15 protein-coding genes are annotated in these 17,914 nt (G+C 30.3%); 9 read left to right on the top strand and 6 right to left on the bottom strand.

Annotated elements, in window-relative coordinates; translation table 11 throughout:
- Positions 1-43: 43 nt before the first annotated feature.
- Positions 44-487, top strand: coding sequence for a DUF5362 family protein (locus tag BTO16_RS03930; RefSeq protein ID WP_245891970.1), 444 nt, complete (start codon positions 44-46; stop codon positions 485-487).
- A 176-nt stretch (positions 488-663) separates the two neighbouring features.
- Here the strand turns inward: BTO16_RS03930 and BTO16_RS03925 are convergent, their stop codons facing one another.
- The 5 genes from BTO16_RS03925 to BTO16_RS03905 all read right to left on the bottom strand — a co-directional run bounded on the left by BTO16_RS03925 (position 664) and on the right by BTO16_RS03905 (position 5,466).
- Positions 664-3,300 carry an AsmA-like C-terminal region-containing protein gene (locus BTO16_RS03925; RefSeq protein WP_105020336.1) on the bottom strand — a complete coding sequence of 879 codons (2,637 nt, stop codon included), beginning with the start codon at positions 3,298-3,300 and terminating at the stop codon, positions 664-666.
- A gap of 156 nt (positions 3,301-3,456) precedes the next feature.
- Positions 3,457-4,227 (bottom strand): DUF6090 family protein, encoded by a 771-nt coding sequence (locus BTO16_RS17720; RefSeq protein ID WP_211298195.1) that lies wholly within the window; start codon positions 4,225-4,227, stop codon positions 3,457-3,459.
- 136 nt (positions 4,228-4,363) lie between these two features.
- On the bottom strand, positions 4,364-4,696 hold the full coding sequence (locus BTO16_RS03915; RefSeq protein ID WP_105020335.1) for a CCC motif membrane protein: 333 nt from the start codon (positions 4,694-4,696) through the stop codon (positions 4,364-4,366).
- A gap of 12 nt (positions 4,697-4,708) precedes the next feature.
- On the bottom strand, positions 4,709-4,984 hold the full coding sequence (locus BTO16_RS03910; RefSeq protein ID WP_105020334.1) for a DUF2752 domain-containing protein: 276 nt from the start codon (positions 4,982-4,984) through the stop codon (positions 4,709-4,711).
- 158 nt (positions 4,985-5,142) lie between these two features.
- Entirely contained in the window at positions 5,143-5,466 is a 324-nt protein-coding gene (locus BTO16_RS03905; RefSeq protein WP_105020333.1) for a YbaB/EbfC family nucleoid-associated protein, read from the bottom strand.
- Positions 5,467-5,613: 147 nt separating this feature from the next.
- Between BTO16_RS03905 and BTO16_RS03900 the strand changes: the two genes are divergently transcribed.
- The 3 genes from BTO16_RS03900 to BTO16_RS03890 all read left to right on the top strand — a co-directional run bounded on the left by BTO16_RS03900 (position 5,614) and on the right by BTO16_RS03890 (position 10,235).
- Entirely contained in the window at positions 5,614-7,716 is a 2,103-nt protein-coding gene (locus BTO16_RS03900; protein ID WP_105020332.1) for a S9 family peptidase, read from the top strand.
- A gap of 201 nt (positions 7,717-7,917) precedes the next feature.
- Positions 7,918-8,913 carry a PLP-dependent cysteine synthase family protein gene (locus tag BTO16_RS03895; protein ID WP_105020331.1) on the top strand — a complete coding sequence of 332 codons (996 nt, stop codon included), beginning with the start codon at positions 7,918-7,920 and terminating at the stop codon, positions 8,911-8,913.
- 74 nt (positions 8,914-8,987) lie between these two features.
- Positions 8,988-10,235, top strand: a complete 1,248-nt coding sequence (locus BTO16_RS03890) for an aminotransferase class I/II-fold pyridoxal phosphate-dependent enzyme (RefSeq protein ID WP_105020330.1) — start codon at positions 8,988-8,990, stop codon at positions 10,233-10,235.
- A gap of 292 nt (positions 10,236-10,527) precedes the next feature.
- On the opposite strand, the gene BTO16_RS03885 is transcribed toward BTO16_RS03890, so the two are convergent.
- Positions 10,528-11,277: an arylesterase gene (locus tag BTO16_RS03885; RefSeq protein ID WP_105020329.1), complete on the bottom strand. Its 750-nt coding sequence runs from the start codon at positions 11,275-11,277 to the stop codon at positions 10,528-10,530.
- Between the two features lie 27 nt (positions 11,278-11,304).
- Between BTO16_RS03885 and BTO16_RS03880 the strand changes: the two genes are divergently transcribed.
- The 5 genes from BTO16_RS03880 to BTO16_RS03860 all read left to right on the top strand — a co-directional run bounded on the left by BTO16_RS03880 (position 11,305) and on the right by BTO16_RS03860 (position 17,842).
- Complete coding sequence (locus BTO16_RS03880; protein WP_105020328.1) at positions 11,305-12,000, top strand: ABC transporter ATP-binding protein; 696 nt, start codon at positions 11,305-11,307, stop codon at positions 11,998-12,000.
- A gap of 41 nt (positions 12,001-12,041) precedes the next feature.
- A complete protein-coding gene (locus BTO16_RS03875; protein ID WP_105021503.1) occupies positions 12,042-14,537 on the top strand; it encodes an ABC transporter permease in 2,496 nt (831 codons plus the stop codon).
- A 596-nt stretch (positions 14,538-15,133) separates the two neighbouring features.
- A complete protein-coding gene (locus BTO16_RS03870) occupies positions 15,134-15,526 on the top strand; it encodes an HU family DNA-binding protein (protein WP_105020327.1) in 393 nt (130 codons plus the stop codon).
- Between the two features lie 814 nt (positions 15,527-16,340).
- Positions 16,341-16,631 carry a hypothetical protein gene (locus BTO16_RS17340; RefSeq protein ID WP_146105335.1) on the top strand — a complete coding sequence of 97 codons (291 nt, stop codon included), beginning with the start codon at positions 16,341-16,343 and terminating at the stop codon, positions 16,629-16,631.
- A gap of 2 nt (positions 16,632-16,633) precedes the next feature.
- Complete coding sequence (locus BTO16_RS03860) at positions 16,634-17,842, top strand: tetratricopeptide repeat-containing S1 family peptidase (protein ID WP_105020325.1); 1,209 nt, start codon at positions 16,634-16,636, stop codon at positions 17,840-17,842.
- Positions 17,843-17,914: the final 72 nt, after the last annotated feature.

The raw sequence follows: 17,914 nt of genomic DNA, 5'->3' as shown, positions 1-17,914 counted from the left end.
TTTTTTTGTTTATTTTTGAAAATATAAATTAATACAATTGATTATGATAGGAAACCCGATTACACAATTAGAGCAGTTAACCTTAAACTCAAACGCAAAATCCTTTTTAAAAGAAACAGCAAAATGGGCATTCTTTTTATCAATTATGGGTTTTATTGGCATTGGCTTTTTGGTAATTTTAGCTATTTTTTCTAATATTATTTTTAGCGCAATTCCGCAAGCAAAACTCGTTCCTTTTGATTTAGGTTTTGCAATGACAATTTTGTATTTATTATTTGCTGTTTTATACTTTTTTCCTGTGTATTATTTAATGCAATTTTCTACTAAGATGAAAAAGGCACTAGCTACAAAGAATGATGAAACTTTAGCAGAATCATTTAAAGTATTAAAATCTCATTATAAATTTATTGGTGTTTTTACCATTATTGCTATGTCTTTGTATATAATGCTTATTGTGGTTTCTATCATAAGTGGTTCTTTACTATAAGTAAAAAAAACATATTAAAAAGCAGGCCAAACTAAACCTTAGCTAATGCAATAAAATAAAAAGGCCTAATAAATCATTGATTTATTAGGCCTTTTATAATTAAATCGTTTTTGCAATTTAATAGAAAGTATACACTTAACAAGTTTTTAAACTTAGCTAGCGCTAATGCTAACCTATTAATTGTTTTTCTTTTTCTTAAACAAACCGTTTATTGCATCTTTTACCTTGTCTTCTTTAGTTGTTTTTGTAGAATCTTTTTTATCACCAGTTAGTATATTGATTAACTTATCTTTCGTTTTTGTAGAATCTTTTGTAGTATCACCACCGATTAAATTAAGTAGTTTGTCTTTACCTGAATTAACTAAACTTTGCTTTTGTTGTTCTACTAAATTTTTAATAAAGCTCGCTGTAGCATCTTTAATATTTGTTGAAAAACTTGGACTAGAAAAACTTCCATTTAAATTTGCTCTTACAGGTAACGTTGTAATTTTTTCTGCGTCTTTAGGTGATAATTTTGCAATTAAATTGGTAACCTCTGTTCCTAAATATTTTACAGGCACATCAAATTTAATATCATAATTCATGGTATTATCAAAACCGTGTTTTCCGCCAATTTCGATACCTATATCTTGATACTTTAACGGAATTGGTTTTACCGTTACAACACCATTTTCGAAAGCAAAATAACCCGTTATTTTATCTAAATTTATTTTATTAACGTCTAAAAAAGCAACTTTGTCTCCTAATAAGCTTAAAGCTTTAGAGTTGCTTGCATTTATTTTAGTACTTAACAATTGTCCTAATAAATTACCCGTAATCGTTTTTAAATCTGGTGTAAAATCATCATTTAAATTACCAGCAACGTTGATGGTAGAATTCATTTTTCCTTCAATTGTTTTGGCAATAGGAGCAATGGCTTTTAACATATCTAAAGTACCAAAAGACTCCGCAATATTTAATTCTTTCAAATTTAAATCCATACTAAAACTAGACGTTTTGCCTTTTGTAGAGACTTTACCCGTAAAACCAATATTACCACCAAAAACATCTGTCTTTAAATTCTGAAGATTTACAGCTTCATCTTTTATATAAATAGTACCAGAAACGTTTTTTAAATTGATATTATCATAGACCACTGTATTCGCAGTAGCATTAAATTTACAATCTAAAAAAGCAGGAATTTTAATACTACTTGTTTCCTCTTTTTTGTCTGTGGTTGCATCAGCCGCTAAAAAATCGGATACTTTAAAATTATTTGAGTTTAAATTAAAGTTTCCTTTAAGTTCTTGATCTTTAAAAATAAAACCATAAAAATTTTCTAAATTTCCTGTAATAGAAATATCTGAATCTCCTGTTTTTGCATCAAATTCATTTAATGTAATGGTATTTGTATTAAAAGTGATGGCTGTTTTTTTGATATAAAAAGGTTTTGCAACATCTTTGCCATTATATTTAAAATCGGTTACTTTTAATTGACCCGCATTTTTTATATTTTCATAATTTCCCTTTTCAACGGAATTCATATCAAAATTGGTAGTGATATCAGCATTTAAAATCCCTGCTAATTCTTGCTGAATTGGTGCAGGATACACTTTACCAATATTTGCTAAATTAATAGTTCCTTTTGCAGCTAAATTTATTTTTGCATTTGTAGTTATATCTGCAATTGTACCATTTGCAGCAAAAACATCTTTATCAATTTTAAAAGTTAATTGATTTAGGTTGATGTAGGTATCTTTTACAATACCTGTTTTATTTATAATTCTTGAATCAATATAAATATTTTGTACAGATTTTGGTAAATCATCATATTTAAACATCGCATTTTTTGATGCAAAAGAAATATCAAAAGCAGGTATTCTATCATCCGATAAAACACCTTTTATTACGCCGTTTAAATCGAAATTACCTTCCGTTTTAATCGCATTTAAATCACCTGAATATTGCTTAGGTAAAAGCGCTAACAAGTTTTTAAAATCAGAAGTTGGTGTTTTAAAATTAATATCATAAAGCTGTGTTTCATCAACTAATTGAATAAAACCGTCAAACGCTAATGCCAACTGATTTATGTATCCTGTATTTTCTTTAAAAGTGAACTTGCTATTTTTTAAATCAATGCCTAAAATAGCATTTAAAGACACGTTTACATTGTTAAAGAAATTGGTGTTTTCATAATCAAAAGAAAGTTTTGCAGTCGTTTTTGTGTCTAAATCTAATATTTCTTTCGCAAAGTTTCCTTTACCATAATGGTAAATACTGTCTAATTGCATTTTCATATTAGAACTTCTATCCAAATACATAAAACGCATGTTTTCGAATTGATAGTCTTGAATATTTAAAGAAAAAGAAGCAGGTTCATTTGCATCTGCAGTGTCCTTTTTTAAAGCAACATCATAATTACCCAGATCGTCTGTATTAAAAATGATATTTATTTGTCCGTTTTTAGAAGAAAAGCTCTTAAGCTCAATAGCTTCCTCAGAACTTTTAAAGAGTTCAGTAATTTTCATACTCATACTTAGCTCTTTCGTGCTAAACAATGTATCGCCAAGAAAAGGAGCTTTATTTGCAACTACCACATTATTTACAGTTAAACTTGCCAAAGGAAAATTCTTAAAAAAACTTAAATTTGTTTCTTTAAAAGTTACGGTTGCGTTTATGTTTTTGTTGATAGATTTAGAAACGATTTCTACAATTTTATCTTTAAATAAAAACGGAATACTTACAAAAGCTAGTAAAATTACCAAAAGTGTGATGCTAGACCATTTTGCAATTTTAAACACTAAACTTCTTGGTTTTTTTTCTTTTTTAATCATTTTTTAATTTTTAAGGAGTACAAATGTATTTAATATCGAAGAAACTAGTATTTAATTTTCGTTAAATTGTTGTTTTTAAATGACGAAAAAACAGGTGTTTTAAAAAGTTGTTTTTTAAAAATTTCTTTTGCGCTTTTTTTTAAGATAAAATAGCAATTATTCTTTAAGTTCTTTTTCTATTAAAGACCTTGTTTTTTTAACTGTTTTTAAGATAAGAACTGTTTTATCTTTTAAATCAGTATTGTTAAACGACGCTAAGGTAAATCCATTTTTTATTACTTTACTTTGTAGTGCGCTATTTACATCTTCTAGAGATAAATCTAGTTTTATATCAGGATTTACCCAAACTTTAATACCGTTTTCATAATCAAAAATTGTCGAAAACGGCGCGTATAAATAGATCATATAATCATCATATAAATGTTTTCTCACAGCAAAAAGCTCATCATAAGAGGCATTTATTTCTAAAAGTGAGTTTCTTATTTCGGTATTTTTAAGAATGGATACGTTGCCTGCATTTACTAATTCTTTAAAAGCGATATTTCTAGGATTGTGCTCTTCCCAATACAAAACATTTGTCCAATGATAATAATAATCATTCAAGTTTTTAATTGGAGTGCCATGATAATAACTAACCATAATATCTGCAGAAACAACTTTTTTCGTTCTTTTCTCAATAATATTTTTTAATCCAATTTCATCAACTTTTAAGTCTTGTAAAATATTTGTAAGTATTACCAGTTCTTGTTTCTTGTTTTTTTGAAGCTCGTTCCAGTTATTTATTTGCAAGGCAATTAAAATACCAATTACTACCAATACAATTTCGCCAATGGCATACTTAAAGTACTTACCTGTGGTCTTTTTTTGTGCTTCGGGTAGGTTTTCGGTGAGTATTGTTTTTCGAATGCGTCTAAAAAATTTTATCATAGTATATAGTAATTTTAAGAACCTAAAGTTTTAGTTTACAACAGATAAACGTCAATTTAGGTAAATATAAATTATTAAAACAAAAAAAATGCAATTCTTGTTTGAATTGCATTTACGTTTGCTATTTTTAGACAGGTTATTGCCCCATCAATTCATTCATTTTTTGTTGCATCATTTCTTGGTCTTGTAGGTTTTCCCAGCCAATTTTAGTGATTACCCAAACAATTAAGAGTATAAAAAGTAGGTTTAAAATAATACCTACAATTCCTAATATTTTACCCGCATTGGCATTTCCTGAACTTGTATAGTTTTCGGGGTTTTCATTGTACACTTTTAATGCTTTGTTGCCTACTACAAAAGCGGCAATACCTAAAGGCAAGCCTAAAACACCATAACAGATGCAGGTTACTAAAGAGAAAATTCCTAATACTAGAGAGACAGTTGCATTTGGTAACGTTTGTTTTTCCATTTTAATTTTTAATTAATTTATAAATAGTGGTTTCATTTTGATAAAGTAACTAATAACAATGATCAAAACATTTATGATTACGAAAATAATACTAATTTTTTTACTGTTTTTAAACTTGAACTTTATGTTTAGTAGCAGAAAAATAGCCAAAAAAAGCAAGGTAAAAATTGCTGGATACACGTTAAAAGCTGCCGTAAAATCTCCTTTTAGAACATGTATTAAACCTCTTTGAAAACCGCAGCCTAAACAATCTAAACCAAAAAGTTTTTTGTTTAAACAAGGCAACATATAATCTTCTATGTTCAAAATAATTATTTTTTAACCCTATAGAAATAAGCGCTTTAAACCTTTGTTAAAACTAGTAACTTTACTAATCGATTTTTTAATCAGAATTATAAAAAGTACTAATTTAATTTTTAAAAAAGAGCAAAATACTACTATTTCACTTATTTAAACATGTCCATACCTGGTATGTTTGGCATTCCTGCTTTTGCAGCAATCGCCATTTCGTTTTCATTAATTTTAGAGGCTTTTTCGATGGCTTTATTTAAAGTAATAATTAAATAATCTTCTAATTCTTCTTTATCGGCAAGCAAAGATTCGTCAATTGAAATCGCTTTTATCTCTCTATTGGCAGTTAAAGTTACCTTAATTTTTTTATCCGCAGAAGTTTCATCAACCAAAACTGAATTTAACCTAGTCTTTGTTTCTTCTACTTTTTGCTGCGCTTCTTTTAATTTATCCATCATTCCTGACAAGTCTCCAAACATATATCTTCTTTTTTAGTTATTAATAAACGGCAAACTTACTAAAAAATAGTATCGAAATAAAATCAAAAAAAAAAGGAGAAAGATATGTGCATCAACAATACTTTTAAGTCTTATTTTTGCAGTCGCTTGTAAAATGACACGAAAGATATGAAGAGTACAGATGCTAATTATCCTGTAGCTGAGAAAAAGCCTACAACACTTGAAAAGCATGGAGATGTAAGAATAGACAATTACTTTTGGATGCGCCTAACGGATGCCCAAAAAAGTGCTATTGTAAAAGATGAACAAACCAAAAAAGTTGTTGATTATTTAGAGGCAGAAAACACCTATTTTAATGAAGTAACAGCATATACCAAGAAATTTCAAGAAAATTTATTTCAAGAAATGAAAGGTAGAATTAAAGAAGATGATTCTTCTGTGCCCTATAAAGACAATGGTTATTATTATATTTCACGTTATGAAATTGGGAGTCAATATCCTATTTACAGCAGAAAAAAAGAAACTTTAGAAGCAAAAGAAGAAATTTTGTTTGATGTAAATATTGAAGCAAAAGACTACGAATATTTTCAATTAGGCGGTTTAAATGTTTCTCCGGATAACAAAATGGCTGTGTATGCAACAGATACTGTTAGCCGAAGACAATATTTTTTACGAATCAAAAACTTAGAAACGGGCGAAATTTATAAGGATATTATTGATAATACAAATGGTGGTTCTGTTTGGGCGAATGATAATAAAACTATTTTTTATACCAAGAAGAATCCAGATACGTTAAGAAGTTCAACCATTTTTAGACATGTTTTAGGCACGCCAGCATCCGAAGATGTAGAAGTTTATCACGAAAAAGATGCTGCTTTTAGTGCGTACGTAACCAAAACAAAATCTGACGAATATATAATTATTGGTTCTCACAGCACACTTTCTAATGAAGCGCAGTTTTTAGATGCCAATACTCCAACAGGTGCATTTAAGCTGATACAAGCCAGAGAAAAAGACTTGGAATATGATATTTCTCAATACAAAGAGCATTTTTATATTTTAACGAATAAAGACGGTGCAATCAATTTTAAATTGATGAAAACGCCTATTTCTAATCCTTCGAAAGAAAACTGGGTAGATGTAATTCCGCACAGACAAGAAACCCTACTAGAAGATTTTTCAATATTTAAAGACTATTTAGTTCTAGAAGAGCGCACAAATGGCTTAAATAAAATTAGAATAAAACGTTGGGATGCAAAAGAAGATTATTATTTGCCTTTTGATGAAGAAACGTATGCTGCAGGAGTTTTTGGAAATCCAGAATTTGATACAGATATTATAAGATATTCGTACAATTCTTTTACAACACCAAGTTCTGTGATCGATTTTAACATGAAAGACAGAACTAATGATGTTAAAAAAGAACAAGCCGTTTTAGGCGGAAAGTTTCAAAAAGAAAATTATGTAAGCGAACGTGTGTGGGTAACCGCAAGAGATGGCAAAAAAGTAGCTATTTCTATGGTATATCATAAAGATACAAAACTAAACGAAAACACACCTTTGCTACAATATGCCTACGGATCTTATGGGCATACAGTATCCGATAGTTTTTCTACCACACGTTTAAGTTTGTTAGATAGAGGTTTTGTATTTGCTTTGGCACACATTCGAGGAAGTCAATATTTAGGAAGAGAATGGTATGAAGATGGTAAAATGTATACCAAGAAAAACACGTTTACAGATTTTATAGATTGTTCTAAATATTTAATTGACAATAAATATACATCGGCAAAACATTTATACGCAATGGGCGGCTCTGCGGGTGGTCTACTTATGGGTGCAATTGTAAACATGAATCCAGAATTGTACAATGGTATTATTGCTTCTGTTCCTTTTGTGGATGTAGTTTCTACGATGTTAGACGATACGATTCCATTAACAACAGGAGAATATGACGAGTGGGGAAACCCAAATAACAAAGAAGCGTATGATTATATAAAATCGTACTCACCCTACGACCAAGTTGGGGCGCATACATACCCAAATATGCTTATTATTACTGGTTTTCATGATTCTCAAGTACAATATTGGGAACCTGCAAAATGGGTTGCAAAACTTCGTGAATTAAAAACAGATAGTAATATATTGCTATTACATACAGACATGGTAGCGGGTCATGGTGGTGCTTCTGGACGTTTTGAAGCATTAAAAGAAGTTGCAGAAGAATTTACGTTCTTTTTAGCCTTAGAAAATAAATTAGAAGCAAATTAAAGTATATTTATTAAATGAATTTTGAAATTCGATGCAAGATGCGTATTTTTGCACTCGATTGAAAAATAAACGTCATTGCAATTATGCTACTTATATTTTAGCTAGTAATGCAGTAAACTCTCTAAGAATAAATGCTATATTAGGCATTAACAATAGTAGTTAAATTACTTGCAATAACGTTTTACTTTTTAAAAAGTTAGAATGACTAGAAACCAAGGGATCACTGAGAATATTTTAAAATTAGTAGGAGAAACACCACTCGTTAAATTACACACTATAACCAAAGATTTAAAAGGCTCTTATTATGCTAAATTAGAAGCTTTTAACCCAGGCCACTCTGCAAAAGATAGAATTGCGTTGCACATTATTGAAGATGCAGAAAGAAAAGGTATTATCAAAAAAGGATTTACAATTGTAGAAACTACCTCTGGTAATACAGGTTTTAGTTTGGCAATGATTAGTATTGTAAAAGGCTATAAATGTATTTTAGCGGTAAGCGATAAATCATCTGTAGACAAAATAGATATGTTAAAATCGTTGGGTGCAGAAGTACATGTTTGCCCTGCTAACGTTGCTCCAGACGATCCAAGGTCTTATTATGAGGTTGCAAAAAGAATTCATAAAGAAACTAAGAAATCTGTATACATCAATCAATATTTTAACGAATTAAATAGCGATGCACATTACAGAACCACTGGCCCAGAAATTTGGAAACAAACCGAAGGTAAGATTACGCATTTAATCGTAGCAAGTGGCACTGGTGGCACAATTTCTGGCACAGGGAAGTATTTAAAAGAACAAAACCCAGCTATTAAAGTTTTAGGTGTAGATGCGGTTGGCTCGGTATTAAAAAAATACCATGAAACGGGTAAGTTAGATCCTAAAGAAATTAAACCTTACAAAATTGAAGGGTTGGGTAAAAATTTAATTCCGACTGCCACAGATTTTGATGTTATTGATGTGTACGAAAAAGTAACCGATAAAGCGGCTGCATTGGCATCCAGAGAGATTGTTAAAACCGAAGGTATTTTTCCTGGGTATACCTCTGGGGCGGTTTTACAAGCTGCAAGACAATATAACGACTTGGGTATGTTTGATGATGATAGCTTTGTGGTTCTTATTTTTCCTGATCACGGATCTAGATATATGAATAAAATATACAGTAATACTTGGATGAAAAAACAAGGATTCCTATAAAAATATTAAAAGGTAACTATTTGAATAACTGTAAAAAAATCGGTTAATTTGTAGTATCCAATAAAAACAGAAAAATGACGAAAGATTTATTTGAAAGAATAGTTGAAGATAAAGGTCCCTTAGGTAAATGGGCAGATAAAGCAGAAGGCTATTATGTGTTTCCAAAACTAGAAGGCCCTATTTCTAATAGAATGTCTTTTAATGGCAAAAAAGTAGTTACTTGGAGTATTAATGATTACTTAGGCTTGGCAAACCATCCAGAGGTTTTAAAAGTTGATGGTGCTGCAGCAATGGAGCATGGCATGGCATACCCAATGGGTGCAAGAATGATGTCTGGTCACACACCTTTTCACGAACAATTAGAAAGAGAATGTGCTGAGTTTGTAGAAAAAGAAAAAGCCTATTTATTAAATTTTGGATACCAAGGTATTATGTCTGCAATAGACGCATTGGTCACTAAAAATGATATTATTGTGTATGACATGGATACACATGCGTGCATTATAGACGGCGTTCGTTTACATTCTGGAAAACGTTTTGTATATCGTCATAACGATATGGAAAGCTTTGAAAAAAACATAAAGCGTGCTGCTAGAATGGCAGAGAAAACTGGCGGTGGAATTTTAGTAATTTCCGAAGGAGTTTTTGGAATGCGTGGAGAGCAAGGCCGTTTAAAAGAGATTATCGCTTTTAAAAAAGAATATAATTTTAGATTATTGGTAGATGATGCGCACGGTTTTGGTACACTTGGAAAGGGTGGTAGAGGAACTGGTTTTGAGCAAGGTGTGCAAGATGATATTGATGTTTATTTTGCAACGTTTGCAAAATCTATGGCAGGTATTGGTGCTTTTTTAGCAGGTAATAAAGATGTAATTCAGTATTTACAATACAACATGCGTTCGCAAACCTTTGCAAAATCGCTGCCAATGGCAATGGTAAAAGGAGCGTTAAAACGTTTAGATATGTTGCGTACAATGCCAGAGCTTAAAGAGAAATTATGGGAAAACACCAATTCGCTTCAATCTGGTTTGCGTGCAGCTGGTTTCGACTTAGGAACTACGCAAACATGTATTACTCCTGTATTTTTAAATGGAGATATTCCGGAAGCAATGGCAATGGTAAACGATTTACGAGAAAATCACGGAATTTTCTGTTCTATTGTAGTGTATCCTGTAATTCCTAAAGGATTAATCATTTTAAGATTGATACCTACAGCAACGCATACACAAGAAGATATAGACGAAACGATTACCGCCTTTTCTGCAATTAGAGTATTGTTAGAAAACGGAACTTATAAAAAGATTGCAGCTTCAATGGCGTAGTTTCTTATACTTTATAAATTAAGACCGAACAGAAATGTTCGGTTTTTTTGTTTATTTACTGCGGTCATTGTGTTTCGTTAGCTCCTGTCATTGCTAGGAGGAACGATGTGGTAATTTAAAAAATCCAGCATGTATTAAACAGATTGCTTCGACAAAAAAGTCTCGCAATGAGAGTTTGGAACATATATTAAACAGATTGCTTTGACAAAAAAGTCTTGCAATGAGAGTTTGGAACACATATTAAACAGATTGCTCTGAAAAAAGAGTTTCACAATGACGTTAAGTCGTAAAACTATAAAATAATCATTGGTTTTAAAACTTCCCAAGCATTTTTTGCAAGCATTTTGTGCCCTTTAACGGTTGGGTGTATACCATCTGCTTGATTTAATGAAGTGACACCACCAACATCTTTTAATAAAAACGGAATTAACTGCAACTCATTCTTATTTGCCAAGTAAGGAAAAATACTTTTAAACTCGGTTGCATAATCAATCCCCATATTTGGCGGTAATTGCATGCCCGCTAAAACTATTCTTGTTGACGGATTTTTCTTTAAAACAGCATCAATAATAGCTTGTAAGTTTTCTCTTGTTTCTTTTAAAGGAACACCACGTAAACCGTCGTTTGCGCCTAATTCTAAAACAAAAATATCAATATTTTGATTATTTAATACCCAATTTATTCTACTTTTTCCACCGGCGGTTGTTTCTCCACTTAAACCAGCGTTTAAAACCATGTATTTTAATGAAAGTGAATCTATTTTAGACTGAATTAATGCAGGAAAAGCATCATTTACATCCTCTAAACCATAACCCGCAGTTAAACTATCACCAAAGAATAATATCTTTTTTGTAGTACTTTTTGCAGTACCTGTAATTTCTGTTTTAATGGGTGCAGTTTCTGTTGTATCTTCTTTTTTAGAAGTATCTGATCCACAGGAAAGTAGCAATATCATCGAAGAAAAATAACATAACTTTATGAAAACATTAAATGCAGTATTCGTGCTGTTTAGATTCAATTGTTTATTTTTAAGTCTTAGCATATTGTTATAAAATTAGATGAAATAAATATGAGTACAAAGATATTAAAGATTCACGACCTAGAGAAAACATATACCAGTGGTTCAAAAAAATTAACAGTTTTAAGTGCTATTTCTTTTGATATTGAAAAAGGAAGCATTTTCTCTATTGTTGGTCCTTCGGGAAGCGGAAAAACCACTTTATTAGGTTTATGCGCTGGTTTAGATCACCCGAGTGCAGGAAGCATCGAATTGTGCGGTAGCAATTTACAAGACTTAAATGAAGATGAACGCGCATTATTGCGCAATAAAGAAGTAGGTTTTATATTTCAAAATTTTCAATTATTACCAACATTAACCGCATTAGAAAATGTGATTGTGCCTTTAGAACTGCAAGGAGAAAAAAATGCTGCTAAAGTTGGTTTGGAACTTTTAGAAAAAGTAGGATTGTTTGACCGTGTGCATCATTATCCATCGCAATTATCTGGTGGCGAGCAGCAGCGCGTAGCATTGGCAAGAGCATTTTCTAACAAACCTTCTATTTTATTTGCAGATGAACCTACAGGTAATTTGGATGAAGAAACTGGCGAAAAAGTAATTCAGTTGCTTTTTCAATTAAATAAAGAAGCAGGCACAACTTTAGTAATTATTACGCACGATTTAGACTTAGCAAATAGAACACAACAAATATTAAGATTAAAAGGAGGAAAGATTATGTCTAACGAAAAAACAGTGGCCGTTTCATGAGCAAACTAACCTCAAAAACAGCTATACAATGGCTCTTTAAAATGGCTTGGCGAGATGGCAAAGCAAGTATTTCTAGATTGCTATTATTTATGGCATCCATTATTTTAGGAATAGCGGCGGTTGTATCCATCCAATTATTTAGCGAAAATTTAAAAGACAATATCAAAAATCAATCAAAAGGATTAATGGGTGCTGATTTTATTATAGACAGCAAACAACTTCCTTCTAAAAAAGTACAGGCAATTATAGATTCTTTGGGCGCAAATGCATCCGAAGTTAATTTTGTGTCGATGGCTGCTTTTCCTAAAAACGAAGGCACAAAATTGGTAAAAGTGCGCGCTTTAGAAGGTGAATTTCCTTTTTACGGAGACTTAGAAACTGCACCAGCAAGTGCTGCAGCAACCTATCAAAAATTGGGCGGTGCCTTGGTAGATGCTACTTTATTGTTGCAATACAATTTAAAACCAGGCGATTCTATTAAATTAGGCAAGCTAACATTCCCTATTATTGGGGCATTAAAATCGATACCAGGTACAACCGCTATTTCTAGTTCGGTAGCGCCAACCGTATTAATTCCTTTTCGGTTTATAAACGAAACTGAATTGTTGCAACAAGGAAGTAGAAAAGAATATCAATATTTTTTTGTTGCACCACCTACCATGGATATAGAATTGTTGGCTAAAAAACTAGGACCTGTTTTAGATACCGAAAATGCAGATATCGATACGCATACTAGTACCAGTGCTCGTTTAGGCAGAAGCTATGATAACGTAGGTAGATTTTTAAACTTATCGGCATTTATTGCCCTATTGTTAGGCTGTATTGGCATTGCGAGTTCGGTACATATTTACATCAAAGAAAAACTAAAAAATGTAGCCGTTTTAAAATGCCTTGGCGCTACCAGAAAACAAACTTTTTTAATTTATTTATTGCAAATTGTTGGCATTGGGCTAATTGGTGGTATTTTAGGTTCTGCTATAGGTGTTGGTTTGCAATATGCGTTTCCTTATATTTTAAAAGGATTTTTACCTTTTGATATTCAAATAGCAATTACTGCCACTCCGATACTAATGGGCGTAACACTAGGCGTTTTAATGTCGGTTTTATTTGCGTTATTACCGTTGTTGGGCACTTGGTATGTATCGCCGTTAGAAGTTTTAAGAGGTACAGATGATCATTTGGTAAAACCAAGAAAAGCACGCCTCTTTACATTGGCGGCTATCATTCTTTTTATCTTTTTATTTTCTTTTTGGTTGTTAAAAGATGCAGTAAACGGTTTGCTATTTACAGTAGGTATTTTAATAACTTTTGCAATTATGGCGGGCGTTTCTAGTTTGTTTATGAAAGCCATCAAAAAATATTTTCCTTCTAATTGGGGTTTTACAACGCGCCAAAGTTTGTTAAATTTATACCGCCCTAATAACCAAACTATGGTGTTAATTTTATCTATAGGATTGGGAACTTTTTTAATTAGCACCTTGTATTTTACCAAAGATATTTTATTGGCAAAAACATCTGTAGAGAACAGAACAAAGGATCCGAATATTATTTTAATGGATGTGCAAAACACACAAAAAGAAGCTGTTATAAATACAATCATACCAAAAGGTTTAGAAATTATTGATAATATACCTATTGTAACCATGAGAATGCAACGAATTAAAGAACGATTGGTTAATGATATTCGTCAAGATTCTACATCAGAAATTAATAGTTGGATTTTAAACCACGAGTTTAGAACTACGTATAGAAGTGAATTAATAGCATCCGAAGAAATAATAGCAGGAACTTGGGTACAGCAAATGCAACCAGGCGAACCTATTTTAATTTCTATAGCCGATAATATTGCTAAAGATGCTGGTTTAAATATTGGTGATGTGGTGGTGTTTAATATTCAAGGAGTTTTAATGGAAACGAATGTTGGCAGCATCCGTAAAGTAAATTGGGCAAATTTGCAACTCAATTTTTCTATTGTTTTTCCGGCTGGCGTTTTAGAAAATGCACCGCAGTTTAACGTGTTAACCACGTATGTGCCAAATGATGCTAGTTCTGCGGATTTACAACGAGATTTGGTGCAGAAATTTCCAACTATTTCTATTTTAGATCTAAGACAAATTTTTACAATTGTAGAAGATGTTTTAAACAAAATAGCATGGATTATTAACTTTATGGCTTTCTTTAGTATTCTTACAGGTATTATTGTTTTGATTGGTTCTGTTAGAAACAGTAAATATCAACGCATAAAAGAAAGTGTATTATTAAGAACGTTAGGTGCAAAAAGTTCACAAATTCTACAAATTACTGCTCTTGAATATGTATATTTAGGCATGTTGGGTAGTTTAGTTGGTATTTTATTATCGCTTATTAGCAGTCAATTAATAGCAACTTTAGTATTTAAAGAACCGTTTATACCCTCGGTAGTTCCGTTTTTAGTTTTTCTACCCGGAATTACACTTTTAGTTTTACTCATTGGTTTAAGCAATATTAGAAGCGTTTTAAAAAGTGCACCTTTAGAAGTTTTAAGAAAAGAAGGATAATTTTGCAGCCATTGCAAAAAGCAGCGCCATTTTATGATTTACACATGAAAATTAATAGGATTGTTTTGCTTTTTTGAAAACAATAAAGTAACCAAAAAAGAAAAAAATAATAGAAACGAATTTTAACGCCTTTAAAACATTCTTTTTTTTAAAATATACTTTTTGTACTGTTTTTAAAAATTCATTAAAAAAATGCGGATAACCTGTTGATAAATTAATTTTTAACAACAGAAGTAAGTCGTATATTTACAAAAAGAAAAAAGCCTTAAAGAAAATACTTTAAGACTTTTAAAAACCGGTAACACTTAAAGAAGTGTATAGTTTAATTTCGCAGTTATAAAATTACAACTTTCTTTTAGCTTACCAAAAAATATTTTGTTAATATTTTAAAGCAGTACAATAAACTGCATTGGGTAAAAAGCATGACTTAAATTTATTAGTCTAAACTCCTGTGAGTATTTTACATACAAACAGTTATACTATATAAAGACGTATGTGGTATTGGCAAACAATTGCCGAGTTTTAAAGCGCGCTAAAAGGGGGTCTTTGTATTGCTGCCTCTATAAAAGCAATGCATTTTTAAAACATTTTTTAGTATGGTAAAAATTATAGCAATTAGTAAGTCTAATCCACAAGATCGTGTGGCAGACAATAAATTTTATGCGCAAGCAGTAGGTTCTGGTAAAACAGATTTAGAGCGTTTAGCCTATTTAGTAGCACATCAAAGTACCGTTAGAGAAGGCGACTGTTATGCTGTTATTTTGTCTTTAATTCACAATATTGTAGACGAATTAAAACAAGGTAAAATTGTAAAACTAGACAAGTTAGGCACATTTAATATTTCTGTAAGTTCAGAAGCAGAAGAAACTGCCGATGAAGTATCTGCAAACTCGGTAAAAGATGTGCGCATAAAATTTAGACCCGATAAAAGAATTAAAAGTTCTTTAAATATAAAAACAATCGATTTTACAACTTCTAATAAAATGTAAGTCTATTCTTTTTTTAATTTTTAAACCTCATAAACAATTGTTATTGAGGTTTTTTTATGCCCAAAAGTGCCAAAAAAAACCAAAACTGCTTATAAGCTTCTAAGTAAAACCTTGCAAGCTTTTAAGCAATACCTTATAAGCTTCTTAGTAAAACCTTATAAGCTTTAGTACAAAACCTTGTAAGCTTTTTAAAAGTGCTTATAAGTTAATTTACAGAGGATTTTTTAGGCAAATTATTTTTTTTTAGACAAAAAGGAGGTTGGTTTTAGCCTTAAAATCTCTTTTTTAGGGCTAAAAAGAGGGTGAAAAGCTGTTTTTTAGTATAATTTATAGCTTACATATTGCTTTTTTTTTGATGTTTTGGGGGATTATTAGCAAAAAAAAAGTCGTTTTTTCTTAAAAAATTGCTCTAGGTTAGGGAAACCCGTAAATAATATGCAATCTGATTTTAGATATTTACACATTGAGTGTTAATTTTATGTTTAAAAATAAAATGTAACTGTTTAGAAAAGTTAAAAAAAGGATATAATAGGTTAGAAATTATTTAATTAGGTTAAAAAAATTAATAGTTAATAAACAGGAAACTTATTTTTAATTTAAAAAAAGGATAATTATTATTAATTATTTTAATATATTTCAATGCTATTTAGAAGAATTAAAATTACATACTGGTTTTTTGCACTAAAAAAACTAGAATCTATTTATAACTCCTTTTTTAATAGCTACAAAATGATTTATTATCATCAAGAAAATGATAATAAAAGAAAGCAATTGATTGTATATAAAAAGTTGTGTGTAATTTAAAAAAGAAATTTTGAAGAAAGTAATAATTACAATATTAGTGAGTTTAATATTAAGTTTTATCATTCCGTTAGTAAAGTCTGATTTTTTATATTGGGATTTTTTAGAAATTTCAACTAAAATTTTAGCATATTTTGTTATAATTATGGGACTTACTTTAATTAGCCTCATAGTTATGAAAATAGTTAGTAGTATTACAAATAGAAAAGATAAAATCCCCTTAAAAACCTTATATTTTCAATCTTGGATTATGGCATTAGTATTGATTTCAATATCATTATTATCAAATAAATTTTTAAACTAAAAATGGTCAAAATCAAAAAAAACATAATTTTTATAATAATATTAGCTATTCCTTTTTCATTAATTAGCCAGTCATTAAAGGAAAATCTTTATAAACATTCAAAATCTAATGTAACTATATTTCAGTCAAATAACACACAAAAGTATGGAAGTGGATTTATTCTTGAAAAAGGAAAAGTTATTACTAATTTACACGTAATTGAGGGATTAACTAATGGTTACGTAGTAATTAATGGAACTAATAAAAAACATAAAATAAGCGGATATTTAGCAATAGATAATCAAAATGATTTAGCAATATTATCAGTACCAACTTTAGATGGAATAGCTTTTGAAATAGCAGAATCCACACCAAAAATTGGAGAAAAAGTTTATACGTTTGTAAATCCTGAAAATTCTTCAGAAATCATTTTAGAGGGTATAGTAGAATATATTAGTTTGTTTAACAATTCTGGCATTATAAAAACAACAATTTCTACTTTTCCTGGAAATAGCGGAAGTGCAGTAATAAATGAAAAAGGAAAAGTTGTTGGTGTTATATTTGCAGGAGGTTTTATTCTGACAAATAAAGTAAATTCCTCTGGTGATTATGTAATACATCTAAATTTTTTAAAAGATATCATAAAGAATAAAAACAACAAAACAAAGGAATTAAATTTGCCATATGGTGCTTATCATTATCTTAATAAAGGAACAATACAGCATAATTTAAATAAATTTAATGAAGCAATTTCTGAAATAAATAAATCAATTAAAATCAATCCTTATCTTCCAATTTCCTATCATAATCGGGGTCTAATAAAAGTAAAGATGGGACAAATTGAAAGTGCAATTTATGATTATAACAAGTCTATAAAAATAAATCCAAAATTTTCACTTGCATATTACAACAAGGGTCTTGCAAACTCCTTGTTGAAAAATTATGAAGGCGCCTTATCAGATTTCAATAAAGCAATTGAAATTAATCCAAAATATAGTTTAGCGTATACCAGCAGAGGTATGACTAAAGCAAGTTTAAATGATATTAATGGAGGAATTAAAGATTGTGATATAGCTATAAAAATTGAACCCAGTAACGCCTTATCATATATAACAAGAGGTGGTATAAAGTTTTTTTCCAATAATAAAGAAGGTGCTTGTCTTGACTTTCAAAAAGCAAAATCGTTGGGAAATACTGATGCCCAGAAATTCATCAAAAAATTCTGTAACTAATTTATTAAATAGTTATGAAAATTATTAAAATAAATTATTCAAAATCGTTAATTTAATAAAACTACACACAAC

The organism is Polaribacter glomeratus (assembly GCF_002954665.1).
GTDB lineage: Bacteria > Bacteroidota > Bacteroidia > Flavobacteriales > Flavobacteriaceae > Polaribacter > Polaribacter glomeratus.
The sequence above is the reverse complement of the archived record's forward strand: the minus strand, read 5'-3'. Positions and strand labels throughout refer to the sequence as shown.